Raw genomic sequence first — 14947 nt, 5'->3', positions numbered from 1 at the left:
TGTACACAGCGCATTGGGTTATGTATCGCCTTTTGAGTTTGAAGCAATGTACTATGATAAGATTAACCCGTTAGGTCACGTGGCCTAACTTAAATAAAAATGTCTCCGACAAACCCGGTACGGTTCAAAAAGAACCTTTTTAGAAAAGAAAGCTGGCGTGCTGTTTTCATAACATATAATTTGGAAGGCATCCTTATAAGAACTATTTTGAACAAAATTAATTTCTTTTGCTTTAGAACTAGGAGGTGTACAAGAAAAGTCTTTATAAATTTTAATAAAACATGTTTCTTTAGCCGTAGCAGAAAAAAAGTTTGGGGAATGTGTTGTGACGAATACTTGATCTTTTAAGGATAATTTTTCAAGAACGTTATAGAGGATTCTCTGACCATTAGGATGGAGGTACAATTCCGGTTCTTCAAAAAGAAAAATGTAGTCTGTGTTTTGGTTATCAGAATTAAGCTTTTCAACATAAGTTCTAAGTATAGAAAACACTAAAGTACGTTTAACACCATCGCCTTTATAATCAATAGTAGTTTTTATACCATCATCTATTAAAATTTGAGTGCTATTAAAAATTTGTTTTACTTCTGGATTGGGAATCTCTAGCTCTAATTTAATTTGTGAAAAGCTTTCTTGAAAAACCTTTTCTATTTCAGCTTCTAATAATTTAAGGCTAGGTAATCGTTCGTCAAGAGTACTTTCAGTGCCATCCTCATCTTTGATAAGCTGACGATTTAGCATTTTATTGAGCTTTTCAAAAGAGTTTTTGATGTCTAAAAATTCAGGAGATTGTTCAATTTGTTTGAATAAAATTTTTATTAATTTACCAAAGCTTGTACTTTCTTTAGTTTTTGTTTCATCACTAAAATCTTTTACAGCTGGAATATAAATAGGTTCAGGAAACATTGGTGTAACTGTGTTACTGAATCCAGTTGGTAAATTTTCCCAACCATACTGGAATTTATCCTCGGGTAGATTTTCAATTAGCTCTTCAATTTTTTCTCTTGCACCTGTTTGCGTGGAAATTGAACTAGCTATATCTGGTGGTAATTGGTACGTATCTCTCATCAAGGCTTTTATTTCTGCTGATTTTTTGCCTTTAAGTTCATTAGTTATCCAGTTAGCATTATAAATTGTATCGATAGGTATTTTTTTGTAGCAAAGTAAATCACTTGTGAAATCTAGTTTATATTTCCTACGAAAGCTGATTGTATTATTTTTAATAATATTTTGAATTCTTGATCTATTTTCTTCATCTGATATTTTGTTTAAGTCGTTTTCATTTAAATCACTAAAAGTTATATCTATAAAAATTTCTTTAGACTTATCATAATAATCAGATTCTGAAATTCTTGTACCATTTAGAAATAAATTGATAGCCAATAGGGCAGTTGATTTCCCTGCATTATTTTCACCAATGACACAATTCATCTGTGAAGGTGTTAAATCAATATTTTTAAGACCCCGAAAGTTTTCGATATGTATATTTGAAATTTTCATTATTAAGTATCTATTTAATTTTATAGTATATATTTATAATTCAATGTGTAAAAAAAAGCCACCTTAAGGTGGCTTTTTTGAATCAAACTACAACATTACAGCGCTGCAATCTGCTCCATATTCGCTTTAATTTTCGCTAACTGGTCAGCAAACTCAGCAAGTTTAACTTTCTCACCTTCAACTACAGTCGCAGGTGCTTTTGCAACGAAACCTTCGTTAGAAAGTTTAGTTGCAATTTGGTCATGCTGTTTTTGAACCTTGTCTAAGTCTTTCTGTAAACGACCTAATTCCGCTTTAGGGTCAATTAAACCCTTCATTGGAACGAATACAGACACGTGACCCACTACAGAAGATGAAGACAATGGCGGTTGTTCACCATCAGCAAGGAAAGTAATGCTTTCAACTTTAGCCAACGCAGTGAATAACGCTTCAATACGAGTGATCTGTGCTTTTTCAGCATCAGTGGTGTTTTGAAGTAGAACAGGCAACAAGCGAGCATTACCTAGACCCATCTCACCACGGATGTTACGCACCGCACCAATCAAACCTTGAAGCCATTGCATATCAGCTTCAGCTTGTTTGTTGATTTTCGCTTCATCTGCAACAGGGTACTGAGCCAACATGATGGTTTCGCCAGAAATGTTGAGTTTCGGCGCAAGCGTTTGCCAGATTTCTTCTGTTAGGTAAGGCATCAATGGATGAGCTAAACGTAAAGACGCTTCCATAACAGCAAGAAGCACACGACGTACTTCAGCTTTACGCTCAACAGATACGTTTTCGTCATTGAGAACTGGCTTAGTGAGTTCTACATACCAGTCACAGTATTCATTCCAAATGAACTCGTAAATCGCTTGTGCAGCCAAATCTAAACGGTATGTTGCAAATGCTGTTTGCACCGCTTGTTCCGCTTTTTGTAGACGGCTCACGATCCACTGTTCAGGCAATTCCCAAAGGTCTTGACGAACTTCCTGACCAATCACTTGCTCTTCACAGTTCATCATCACGAAACGGGTAGCGTTCCAGATTTTGTTGGCAAAGTTACGGTAGCCTTCAACACGTTTCATGTCGAACTTAATGTCACGGCCAGTGTTCGCAAGCGCACAGAATGTGAAACGTACAGCGTCAGTACCGTAAGATTGAATACCTTCAGGGAATTCTTTACGGGTTGATTTTTCAATCTTCGCTGCTTGTTTCGGGTTCATCAAACCTGTTGTACGTTTTTGTACTAAAGTTTCAAGATCAACACCGTCAATCAAATCTAATGGGTCAAGCACGTTGCCCTTAGATTTAGACATTTTCTGACCTTCGCCATCACGAACCAAACCGTGAACGTACACTGTTTTGAACGGAACTTGCGGTGTGCCGTCTTCATTTTTCATGAAGTGCATGGTCATCATGATCATGCGGGCAACCCAGAAGAAGATGATGTCAAAGCCAGTTACAAGTACATCAGTCGGGTGGAAAGTATTTAAGAAATAGTTTTCTTTATCTTTCGCTGCGTCGCCAGTCCAACCTAAAGTTGAGAATGTCCAAAGACCAGAAGAGAACCATGTATCAAGCACATCTTCGTCTTGTTTTAATTCAACTTCAGGAGCAATACCGTTTTTCGCACGAACTTCAGCTTCGTCGCGACCGACAAATACGTTGCCTTCAGCATCGTACCAAGCAGGGATACGGTGACCCCACCACAATTGACGTGAAATACACCAGTCTTGAATGTTATTCATCCAAGCCATGTACATGTTGCTGTATTGCTCAGGTACAAATTTGATGTCGCCATCTTTAACCGCTTTAATTGCAGGCTCAGCAAGAGGAGCGATCTTCACATACCATTGGTCAGTTAGAAGTGGCTCAACGATCACGCCTGAACGGTCACCGCGAGGTGGCTTCAAGGTGTACGGTTGAATTTGATCTAACCAGCCTTCAGCTTCAGCTTGAGCAACCAATTTTTTACGTGCAGCAAAACGTTCTAAACCAATGTAGTCCGCAGGGGCAGGAATGGTTTTAGAAATTTGCTCGCCCGCTTTCGCGATGTATTCAAATTCAGCAAGAACTTCAGCATTTTTGTTGAAGATGTTGATGATTGGAAGTTCACAGCGTTTGCCCACTTCATAGTCATTGAAGTCGTGCGCAGGGGTGATTTTCACACAGCCTGTACCAAATTCTTTGTCTACATATTCGTCTTTTACGATTGGAACAGCACGGCCTGTAATAGGTAGGATGATGTTTTTGCCTACAAGCGCTGCATAGCGTTCATCATCAAGCGCAACCGCAACAGCTGTATCGCCAAGCAATGTTTCAGGACGTGTTGTCGCCACAACAATGTGATCTTTGCCGTCATGGGTGCGGATTGATTTGTCTTCAAAGAAATATTTGAAGTGCCAAAGTGAACCTGCTTCTTCTTTATCAGACTCAACTTCTAAGTCAGAAAGGGCAGTTTGTAGTTTAGGGTCCCAGTTGACTAGGCGTTTACCACGGTAAATTAAGCCTTCTTCATGCAGCTTAACAAACACTTCTTTCACAGCGTTTGATAAACCTTCATCCATAGTGAAGCGTTCACGAGACCAGTCTACAGATGAACCAAGGCGACGAATTTGACGGGTAATGTTACCGCCAGATTGTTCTTTCCATTCCCATACTTTTTCGATGAACTTTTCACGGCCTAGGTCGTGACGGCTGATGCCTTCAGCGCCCAATTGACGTTCAACAACCATTTGCGTTGCGATACCGGCATGGTCAGTACCCGGCTGCCAAAGGGTATTTTTGCCAGACATACGGTTATAACGAGTCAACGCATCCATAATGGCATTGTTGAAACCATGACCCATGTGCAAGCTACCAGTGACGTTTGGTGGCGGAATCATAATACAGAATGAATCACCTTTTTGAGATGGCTTGAAGTAGCCTCTCTCTTCCCAAGTCTTGTACCATTTTTTTTCGATCTCGGTCGGATCGTAGGTCGTAGCAATATTTTGCGCTGAATCAGTCATAGTCTAAACAGATCAAAAGTGGATAAAAAATTAGATCTATTGTAGCAAAAAAAATGGTGAATTAGGGATGTTGGGCGAATGTTAACTTTTAGGATTTGGCAGTAAATAAAAGAGTCCGTATGATAGGACCTAAGATAAGAAGTATCCATTGATCCCAAAACTAAGATAAAAGGAGCAATATCAAATGACTTATTCAATTTCTTTAAAGATTCAACCTACGACATATCAACGTTTTGAGACGATTCATCAAAAACTCAACGCGGGTGAAACAGAAAGTCAGTCCAAAGCCTTAGGGGATAATCTAGCGGATATTGCGTGTGAAATTTTAGATCAAGTTTTTGGTCAAATGGCGCGCATGAATAAGTCTGGAGACAATGAATCCGAAAAAATTATTCAGCAAATACGTGAAACGACCCGTAAATATATGCCGTGGTCGGTGTCTTTTTTCGGCAATGACCGCCTTGTACCGATGGTGAATTATTTATATGGACGTTTTTATAGCGAAGAGGGTCAGCATTTTATGCATTACCCGATCGATGCCTCTTTAGCCACTGACTTGCTGGGCTATGTCAGTCAGATGAAAGATGGGCAAAATCAATACGTGCCGCTCGCGTTGAAAGCATTCACGCAAGTGGTCGATGCAGGGGTGACGCATTTGGTGCGTGAACCGAAAAAAATGCTGAAATTTAATATGGTGGTGGATAAAACTTTAACCGGTGTCATCAATCTCACCACGCAACTCGGATATAAACGCTTCGATAAACTCGGCAAAATTTATGATGCACGGTCGATGAGTCAGTATTTTGACCATTTTATGGTGTTTTTGAACAATGAGCCTGTACTACATAAAGCATAAAATACATATAAATGAATAAATTAGTTATTTAAAAGGATTTCAAAATGGCAAAACGTGATGATTTGAACGGAAAAGTGGTATGGATTACTGGGGCATCTTCAGGTTTGGGTGAAGCTTTAGCAAAAGAATGTGCTTTGCAAGGGGCGCAGGTCATTTTGACCGCACGTCGTTTTGAAGAGTTGGAAAAAGTCCGGGTTTCATTATTACATCCAGATCAGCATCTTTCAGTGTGTGCAGACATTACCAATGAAGAACAAGTTCGCCACGCTTATGAACAAGTCCTTGCGAATAAAGGCCGAATTGATTGGCTAATCAATAATGCGGGATTGAGTCAGCGTGCATTGATCACGGATACGACTATGCAAACTGAACGTGCCATCATGGAAGTAGATTATTTTTCGCAAGTCTATTTGACTAAAACCGTTTTACCGACTTTTTTAGCACAAAAGTCCGGTCGAATTGCTTTTGTTTCAAGTGTTGCAGGCTTATTAGGGACACAATACCGCGCGACCTATTCTGCTGCAAAAGCTGCCATTCATATGTGGGCGAACAGTCTACGTGCAGAAGTGGCAGATCAAGGGGTGGGCGTATCGGTGATATTCCCCGGATTTGTCAAAACCAATGTTTCATTTAATGCACTCAATGGTGCCGGCAAGCCACAAGGGCATCAGGATGAAGCCATTGAAAATGGTCTAGAAGCCAATGAGTTTGCCGAAACGGTGGTGCAATCTTTGCAACGTGGGGAAGAATACATCGTGGTGGGTGGTTCTAAAGAAAAGCTCGGTGTTTGGGTATCTCGATTATCACCGACAACGTTATATAAAATGATTCGTAAAACCAAAGTGAAGTAAATTTTATCAAGTTTAAATAGTTTAAAAGTCACTCTTAACAGTGACTTTTTTAATGAGTAACGAGATTATAAGAAATGAAAAAGAATAATTTTAACAAATGGGGAATAGCCATCATTTTTTGCGCAATCATTGGTGCAATCGGTACAGTGGCATATTTTTATTTTAAACAGAAAACTCAAAAAATTGAGCAGAAGTCAACGCTCGAAAAGCCTGAAAAAGAAATAGGAACTGTATCAGAACCAGTTATTGAATCTGTTGAGATTGAACCTAAAGTTGAAGCGGCGAGTGCAGAAGTTGTTATGCGAGGACCAAATGAGGGGTGGTTACCGATCGAAGCACTGTTTGATGAAAAAGGATTATTGAAGTCTGAGTATTACAGTCAAAATCCTCAAGATTCAGATGTTGATAAATTACCTTATAGCTCGAATAAAATTGGTGATTTTAAATGGCGAGCTGAATTTCATGCTGTTGATGATTTTAAAGGCGATCAGGCTAGATTCAAAGATCAATGTTTTGGATATTGTGTTTTAGTGAAAGATAAGTTGCTGACCAGTGTTGAATCGACTGTATTTACGGGAGCATTTATTGCGAAAGATCATTTGGTCGAAGTGATTGCACATAAGGGGAGTGGCGCATATATGCCTGTCAACTATAGCTTTATCAAAATCGACAAAGCTGGTAATGCAGAGTTAATCTCAGATGATCATAATTCTTACAAAGATCAATTGGCTCGTATCAATCATTCGGGACTCGAGATTGACTTAAAACCATTTAGAAAACTTCAATATTTTCTTCTAATGAATGAAAATGGTTTAAATGTGTCGATGCAAAAGCCCAATAAGGTGGATGTCGAACCGACTCAGTGTAAAAAGTATTACGAAGGAACATTAGAGGCATGTCCAACTTTATATGGATGTAAAGCTGACATTGTGGTGCAAGATCTGGCACGTGCTTATGCTGGAGATGTTGCATTTAGTTATCATGATCCAAATATTGATGAAAAGAAATTTAATGAAGTTTGCTTTAAAGTTTGTCGCAATGAAAATGTGAGTTATGAAGAGTTTGAAAACACATTGTGTAAAGTAAATTAGGTCGTAAAAAATGAATAGGGGGAGAAGTAGAGAGATCAGATCTCTCTCTTTTGAATAGCAGTTCCATACGCAAAGACTTCGACCATGCCGCCTTGCATACCCAGCTCAGTGGTGCTTAAACGCAGGCCCATAATTTGCGTTGCGCCCATCTTTTCAGCTTCTTGCTTTAAACGCACCACGGCTTCACGACGTGCCCGATCGATAATGCTTTCATAACTGGTTAAACGTCCGCCAAAGAAGTTCTGAATATTGGCAATCACATATTTAAAATAATCATGTGAAATCACTACATTACTCGAAATCAGCTGTCCGAAATGTTCAGTAGTTTTAAAACGGTTGTTGTCTATTTGAATATGCGCTAAACGTTTTTCTTGAGCTTCGAGTTCTTTGAGATGTTTTTGTTCGATATGGCGACCGAAGCCCCAGCCAATACAAAAGAGCACTACAAAGATCAGGACTTTAAAAATAAAGGCATCCATGACTTAGTCCTGAGTTGGAAATGGGTCTGGGAGTTTTGCTGAGTTGGCTTCTACACGAACTGCCGTGCCATACACAAATAATTCAGAGGCGCCTTGAGCAATATTTGAGGTTGAAAAACGGATGCCGACGACCGCATTCGCCCCTAAGGCACGTGCTTTATCAATCATACGGCTCATGGCTTCTTGACGGGATTCTTCGAGTAGTTCTGTATAACCTTTGAGTTCACCACCCACGATATTTTTTAGGCCAGCCATAAAGTCACGACCAACATGTTTACTGCGGACAGTACTGCCATAAACGACATCAAGTTGTTGTGTAATGGTATGACCCGGAACAGATTCAAGATTACTTAAAAGCATTTTTAGTTATCAATATAAAAAGGTGAATTGAAGATAGGAAACTCTTCAACAAAAAGCAATATGTTCATTTTTATTTTGTAGCTCCGATCTAAAAATGAAAAAGCCCACCGAAGTGAGCTTTTCAAATATTACGGGCTAGGCTAAATCAAATTATTGTTTTGATGCCGCTTTACGTTCAGCAGTAGAAGGCTGGTATTGTACAGCATCAGAAGTGTTGGCTTTGATACCACCACCAAGCGTTTTATACAATTCAACTTGGTTGTTGAGATTTGCTTGTTCAAGCAACAACAAACCTTGCTCAGCTGCATAAGATGCACGCTGCGCATCCAGTACAGTTAAGTAGCTATCAATACCAGCACGGAAGCGGGCATTTGATAGTTTGTAAGTTGTATTGGTTGCATCAACTAAACGGCGCTGTGCTGCAATACGGTCACCAATGTTTTGGCGAACTGCAAGCGCATCATTCACTTCACGGAAAGCTGACTGAACTGACTTTTCATAATCAGACAATGCAATTTTCTGGTCAGTTTCAGAAACTTTAATATTGGCCTGACGTGTACCCCAGTCGAAGATTGGAATATCTAAGCTAGGGCCAGCAGACCATACAAAGTTGCCTGATTTAAATAGATCACCTAAGTCCGTTGAAGCATAACCCGCTGAACCTGTCAGACTAATAGTAGGAAACAGACGTGCTTTAGCTGCACCAATGTTCGCACCAGCAGCAGACAGTTTATATTCAGCTGCACGGACATCTGGACGGTTATTCAACAAGTCACTTGGAATACCTGAACCAATGGTATTGGTCGAAGTAATTCGATTGACACGTTGGTTTGGCAGCAAGTTTGCAGGCACTTGTTGACCCACTAATAGGTTCAATAAGTTTTGCGCTTGAGCAATTTGCGTCTTGTAATTCGCAACATCATTACGTGCAGTTTCTACAGAAATTTGAGCCTGACGAACAGGAACTTCACTGTCGATACCGACATCAAAACGCTTTTTGTTTAGATTATAAGATTCAAGCTGAGCCTTTAAAGTTTGATCCGCAAGCTTCAAGTTCGAATTGGCATACGCGTAGTTTAACCATGCTTGAGCCACTTGACCGATCAACGCAATTTGTGTTGCATCACGGGCACTTGCAGTTGCAAGGTAACTGTCTAAAGCATTGTCTTTTAAGCTACGTACACGACCCCAAAAATCAAGTTCATAGGCAGTGACACCTAAACCGACATTATAAGAGGTGATAGGCTTTTGTGTATTCAACGTGTCTTGACGAAGTACACTACCACTTGCACCAATGGTTGGTAATTGACCATTGGCAGTGATTTGATACTGTTGCTGTGCACGTTCAATATTTAAAGCAGCCGTACGTAGGTCACGGTTGTTGGCTAAAGCTAAGTCAAGAACTTGTACCAGACGTTGGTCAGCAAAGAAATCTTTATATCCTTGTTCAGCAACAGAAGTACCAGAAGCACTTGCTGTGTAGCTTTCGGGGATATTGGTCTGAACAACCGGCTCTGGACCACGCATGCTTTGGCAGGCAGCCAAAGCAAGCGCAAGTGAAGAAACCGCAATGCTACGACCTGCAATAGACCATACATTTTGCATCACGATAAATGCTCCTGATTATTTTGTTGTTTTGGTTTGTACTTAAAGATACTTCGGATCCATACGTAGAATACAGGAATAAAGAAGATACCAAGTAGGGTAGAACTGATTACGCCACCCAATACACCATAACCTACAGAGTGCTGACTACCTGCACCTGCACCCGAAGAAAGCGCAAGCGGAAGTACACCAAAACCAAAGGCTAAAGTGGTCATGATAATTGGACGTAGACGCATTTTAGCGGCATGCAAAGTTGCGTCAAACAGATCTTCACCTTTTTCTTGAAGTTCTTTGGCAAATTCTACGATCAAGATCGCATTCTTCGCGGACAAACCAATGACGGCAATAATAGCCACCTGGAAGTAAATGTTATTCGCCAAGTTTGGATTTTTGAAGAACACCATTCCAAGGAAAGTCAGTAATAACGCACCCAATACACCTAATGGTACAACCAGTAATACTGAGAACGGAATAGACCAGCTTTCATACAAGGCAGCAAGACATAGGAAGACGATTAACAATGAAAGTGCGTATAGGAATGGTGCTTGTGCGCCAGACTCACGTTCTTCTAGAGATAAACCCGTCCATTCATAGTCAAAGCCTTGAACGCCCATCGAAGGAAGTTTTTGTACAATTTCTTCCATCGCTTTCATCGCGTCGCCCGAACTTACACCCACACCCGGTGAACCTTGAATGTTCACAGATGCGATACCGTTATAACGTTCAAGACGTGGTGAGCCATAAGTCCATTCACCAGTAGCGAAGGTCGAGAATGGAACCATTGTGCCTTGGTTGTTACGGACATACCACTGGCTCAGGTCTTCAGGCATCATACGTGCCGCAGCTTCACCTTGTACATAGACTTTCTTCACACGACCACGGTCAACGAAGTCATTGATGTAAGAACCACCCCATGCCATACCCATTGTGGTATTGATTTCAGCAATGCTGACACCCATAGCACCGGCTTGAGCTTGGTCAATCGTGATTTTGTACTGTGGCGTATCTTCTTGACCGTTAGGACGAACACCCATGAGGCGTTTATCTTGAGCAGCCATACCGAGCACCATATTACGGGCATCGATAAGTTGTTGATGGGTTTGACCTGCAGAAGCTTTTAACTGCAAGTTGAAGCCGGCAGTTACACCCAATTCAGGCATTGCTGGTAATTGGATTGGCATGATGTATGAAGCATCCTTCACGATCATGTTCAATGCCATACCACGTTGAATAATCGCACCCACTTGAGATTCAGGTGATGTACGGTCTTCCCAATCTTTTAACTTGATGAATGCAAGACCTGCGTTTTGACCTACACCTGTGAACGAGAAACCGGCAACACTGAATACAGAATCGACATATTTTTCTTCGTTTTTCAGGAAGTAATCGGTCATTGCAGTGACAGTTTTGTCCGTACGCTCAAGTGAGGCATTCGGTGGTAACTGTACCAGTGTCATTACAACACCTTGGTCTTCTTCAGGTAAGAATGATGATGGTAACTTTTGGAATAAAAGTACCAACAAGCCGATTACAACTGCATAAATCACACCAGAGAAAATCTTGTGGTGTGTCATGAAGTTCACGCCGCCTTGGTATTTATGCGCAACTTTATCAAAAGAGCTGTTAAACCAACGGAAGAAACGGGCAAAGATATTGTTGCTTTCAGGTTTGTTTGGATCATGTTGTTTCAACATGGTCGCACATAGGGCAGGGGTAAAGGTCAATGCCACAATCAATGACAGAATCATTGCTGTTACCAGCGTGATTGAGAACTGACGATAAATTACACCTGTCGTACCACCGAAGAATGCCATCGGCACGAATACAGCGGTTAACACAGAGGTAATACCGATGAGGGCACCCGAGATCTGTTTCATTGAGATTTCAGTTGCAGTCACTGGGTCAAGATGATCTTCAACCATGACACGTTCAACGTTCTCTACGACAACAATCGCATCATCCACGAGGAGACCAATCGCCAGTACCATCGCGAACATGGTGAGTGTGTTGATCGAGAAACCAAACATGTTAATGACAGCAAAAGTACCCAATACCACTACAGGTACAGCCAATGTCGGAATAATCGTTGCGCGCCAGTTCTGTAAGAATAAGAACATCACAAAGAATACGAGAATCACGGCTTCTACAAGGGTATGTACAACACTTTCAATCGATAACTTAATGAATGGAGTCGTATCAAATGCAAGCGTGTCTTTTAAACCTTCAGGGTAGTTTGGACGTAGTTCTTTTAAACGTGCTTCAACAGCTTCGGCTGTGTCTAATGCGTTTGCACCAGTTGCTAGTTTGATCGCTACACCACCAGCAGGTTTGTTGTTGAACTTAGAGTCGAACTGATAGTTGTCAGCACCTAATTCAACACGTGCAACATCACCTAAACGTACCTGAGCACCATCACTACTGTTACGCAGGAAAATGTTTTTAAACTGCTCTGGTGTTTGCAACAAACTTTGTGCTGTAACTGTCGCGTTCAGTACTTGACCTTCAGTTGCAGGCGCACCACCTAACTGACCAACAGCAACCTGAGCATTCTGTGTACGGATAGCCGCAGCCACATCACTCGGTGTAACTTTCAGGTTTGCCATTTTGGCTGGATCTAGCCAAATACGCATCGCATAAGAACCACCAAATACTTGGACTTCACCTACACCTGCCACACGGCTGAGAGGTTCGGAAATATTCGAGTTTACATAGTCCTTAATGTCGTCCGCAGTCAACTTGCCAGACGGTGAGTGGAATGCTACAACTTGTAGGAAGCTTGCGCCAGATTTGGTGACTTTTACACCTTGACGCTGTACATCTTCAGGTAATAACGCTGTCGCAGACTGGAGTTTGTTTTGGACTTGAACTTGGGCGATATCTGGATCGATCCCTTGTTCAAAGTTCAATGTAATAGATGCCTGACCGTTACCCGCACTGTTTGACGAAATATAACGTAAACCATCCAAACCATTCATTTGTTGTTCAATGATTTGGGTTACGGTGTTTTCAACTGTTTCTGCAGACGCACCAGGGTATGTCGCAGAGATTGAAACCGTTGGCGGCGCAATGGTCGGATACTGTGCAATTGGCATATTAGATAGCGTGAGTACACCCGCCAGCATAATTACCAATGCAATCACCCACGCAAAAATGGGGCGATGAATAAAGAATTGAGCCATTCAGTCTACTCCTTATGCGTTTGAAGTAGCTTTTTGTTCAGTTTTAGGCGCTGCTTGTTCTGCGGCTTTAGCGTTTGGCTTTGCTGCAGCAGGTTGTTGAGCACCTTGAGGTGCGGCAGCCTGAGGTTGATACGGTTTTGCTACAACTTGTTGCTCTGGCTTAACTTTCGCAATACCGTCAACAATCACTTTATCGCCAGTGTTTAAGCCTTGAGTAACGATCCAATTCGAACCTTGCGTACCAACAGTGGTTACAGGACGAGATTCAACAGCACCTTTTGCATTCACAATCATTGCCATTGCTTGACCTGTAGGGGTACGCGTAATGGCAGCTTGTGGAATCAGGTAAGCATTTGGAATCACACCTTGAACGATGCGAGCATTGGCAAACATACCCGGAAGTAATAAATGATTCGGGTTAGAAAAAACAGCACGAAGTGTAACCGTACCTGTATCTGGGTTTACACTCGCATCAGAAAATGCAAGACGACCTTCAATAGGGTATTCGCTACCATCTTCAAGACGTAATTTCACTTTGGTGTTATTACTGCTGTCCAAGTTGCCTTTGCTTAACTGTTGGCGTAGACGAAGAAGTTCAGCACTTGATTGGTTAATGTCAACGTACATTGGATCAAGACGTTGAATTGTTACCAATGGATCAGCCTGAGATGCAGTAACTAAAGCACCCGCTGTCACTGTTGAACGGTTGGTTTGACCTGAAATTGGCGCACGTACAGTTGAATAACCTAAATTAATTTCTGCATTTTTAAGTTCTGCCTGAGATGCCGCAACATCTGCTTCAGCCAGTTTAACTTGAGCAACAATATCGTCGTATTCTTGTTTAGAAATCGCATTTGAGCCAACAAGCTGACGGTAACGACCTTCTTTAACACGTAACACGTTTAGGTTTGCTTGTTGACGTGTTAAAGCAGCACGAGCACTGTCAGCTGAAGCACGGTTTGTACGCGAGTCGATCTCGTACAAGGCTTGTCCTTCGCGAACATAACTGCCTTCTGCAAATAGACGTTTCAGTACTACACCACTGGTTTGTGGACGTACTTCTGAAATTTCATAGGCAGATGTACGGCCGGAAAGTTCAACAGATTGTTCAACGCTTTGCGGTTGGGCAACAATGACACCGACTTCAGTTGGTGGCATTTGCTGTGCAGCAGCAGCTTGCTGTGCATTTTTAGGATCTTTGCTACAACCAACAAGTACAATACTTGTTGCCAATGCGCAAGCAGTCAGGGCGGGAGCCCAAAGCTTTGCAGACATCATTGTTCCACCTCAATTAGATATTTATCTAAATTATTCATTTGTTTACGCTTTACTGATTTTGATGTAACTCAAATAAAGTAGCGTGATCCAAATAAAACTTATGCTCCAACCGGATAAGACATCTGTCGGAAAATGAACCCCAACATAAACTCGCGAAACACCCATACACAGCATCCATAACAATGCCAAAATGGTGATCAAGCGATGTTGAGCATGTTGTCGGTAAATCAAGATCATCAAACACGCAAGCGATGCAGCATAACAACTGTGTGCGCTTGGAAATGAACTCCCGTAAGACGCTACAAGATGGTACATTTCTGGGGGACGCGGTCTGGTGAACGTAAATTTAAGCAACCATGCAAGGCCGATACTTCCAAAGATCCCTATACTGATAAAAACAATCTCTGTGTATTTTTTATACCACGCAAAGTGTAAACACCATAGCGTGGTGAAAAATAATACAAAAGGCATGCCGCCTAACGCCGAAAGTCCGATGGCAATTTGATTAAAAACAGCAATACGGTGCTGACTCATCCATTCCACGAGATTTAAATCTATTAGATTTAAATGGCTAGAATAAAGTGACAACACACTGATAATTAATGCAAAAAAACCAACAAACAGTAGCGTTCGTGGCATATTTTATTCCTTGTCATTTTAACCGGTTCGAGCTCGGTTAATTAATGGACTAAAGTGTACTCATCAGTACACTTTATTTCAAGTCTGTGTAAATCATACTGATTTTATTTTTTGTGTTC

At 41.2% G+C, this 14947-nt stretch carries 11 protein-coding genes; 3 read left to right on the top strand and 8 right to left on the bottom strand.

Translation table 11 applies throughout. The features are described from left to right. Nucleotides 1–84 precede the first annotated feature (84 nt). Together FTV38_RS06395 and FTV38_RS06390 are read right to left on the bottom strand one after the other, a co-directional pair. A complete protein-coding gene (locus FTV38_RS06395; protein WP_257228697.1) occupies nt 85–1500 on the bottom strand; it encodes an ATP-dependent endonuclease in 1416 nt (471 codons plus the stop codon). A 95-nt stretch (nt 1501–1595) separates the two neighbouring features. Further along, on the bottom strand, nt 1596–4490 hold the full coding sequence (locus FTV38_RS06390; RefSeq protein WP_180021972.1) for a valine--tRNA ligase: 2895 nt from the start codon (nt 4488–4490) through the stop codon (nt 1596–1598). A gap of 184 nt (nt 4491–4674) precedes the next feature. Here FTV38_RS06390 and FTV38_RS06385 point away from each other — a divergent pair, with 184 nt between their 5' ends. From FTV38_RS06385 to FTV38_RS06375, 3 genes are all read left to right on the top strand, one after another. Next, nucleotides 4675–5346: a hypothetical protein gene (locus FTV38_RS06385; protein ID WP_180021971.1), complete on the top strand. Its 672-nt coding sequence runs from the start codon at nt 4675–4677 to the stop codon at nt 5344–5346. A 44-nt stretch (nt 5347–5390) separates the two neighbouring features. Further along, complete coding sequence (locus tag FTV38_RS06380; RefSeq protein ID WP_180021970.1) at nt 5391–6197, top strand: SDR family oxidoreductase; 807 nt, start codon at nt 5391–5393, stop codon at nt 6195–6197. A gap of 74 nt (nt 6198–6271) precedes the next feature. Then, the gene (locus FTV38_RS06375; protein ID WP_180021969.1) at nt 6272–7288 is read left to right on the top strand and encodes a hypothetical protein; all 1017 of its coding nucleotides are present in this window, start codon (nt 6272–6274) and stop codon (nt 7286–7288) included. A gap of 35 nt (nt 7289–7323) precedes the next feature. On the opposite strand, the gene FTV38_RS06370 is transcribed toward FTV38_RS06375, so the two are convergent. The 6 genes from FTV38_RS06370 to FTV38_RS06345 all read right to left on the bottom strand — a co-directional run bounded on the left by FTV38_RS06370 (nt 7324) and on the right by FTV38_RS06345 (nt 14828). Next, complete coding sequence (locus FTV38_RS06370) at nt 7324–7767, bottom strand: YbjQ family protein (protein WP_180021968.1); 444 nt, start codon at nt 7765–7767, stop codon at nt 7324–7326. 3 nt (nt 7768–7770) lie between these two features. After that, entirely contained in the window at nt 7771–8127 is a 357-nt protein-coding gene (locus FTV38_RS06365; RefSeq protein ID WP_078192212.1) for a YbjQ family protein, read from the bottom strand. Nucleotides 8128–8277: 150 nt separating this feature from the next. After that, a complete protein-coding gene (adeK, locus tag FTV38_RS06360) occupies nt 8278–9732 on the bottom strand; it encodes a multidrug efflux RND transporter AdeIJK outer membrane channel subunit AdeK (RefSeq protein ID WP_180021981.1) in 1455 nt (484 codons plus the stop codon). Continuing rightward, the gene (locus FTV38_RS06355) at nt 9732–12911 is read right to left on the bottom strand and encodes an efflux RND transporter permease subunit (protein WP_180005072.1); all 3180 of its coding nucleotides are present in this window, start codon (nt 12909–12911) and stop codon (nt 9732–9734) included. Before FTV38_RS06355 ends, adeK begins: the two co-directional genes overlap by 1 nt. 12 nt (nt 12912–12923) lie before the next feature. Further along, a complete protein-coding gene (locus FTV38_RS06350) occupies nt 12924–14189 on the bottom strand; it encodes an efflux RND transporter periplasmic adaptor subunit (protein WP_180021967.1) in 1266 nt (421 codons plus the stop codon). A 42-nt stretch (nt 14190–14231) separates the two neighbouring features. Beyond that, nucleotides 14232–14828, bottom strand: a complete 597-nt coding sequence (locus FTV38_RS06345; RefSeq protein ID WP_180021966.1) for a phosphatase PAP2 family protein — start codon at nt 14826–14828, stop codon at nt 14232–14234. Nucleotides 14829–14947 lie beyond the last annotated feature (119 nt).

It is taken from the genome of Acinetobacter sp. YH16044, assembly GCF_013417145.1.
Lineage (GTDB): Bacteria > Pseudomonadota > Gammaproteobacteria > Pseudomonadales > Moraxellaceae > Acinetobacter > Acinetobacter amyesii.
Note: the sequence above shows the minus strand (reverse complement) of the source record. Positions and strands in the feature narration are given on the sequence as shown.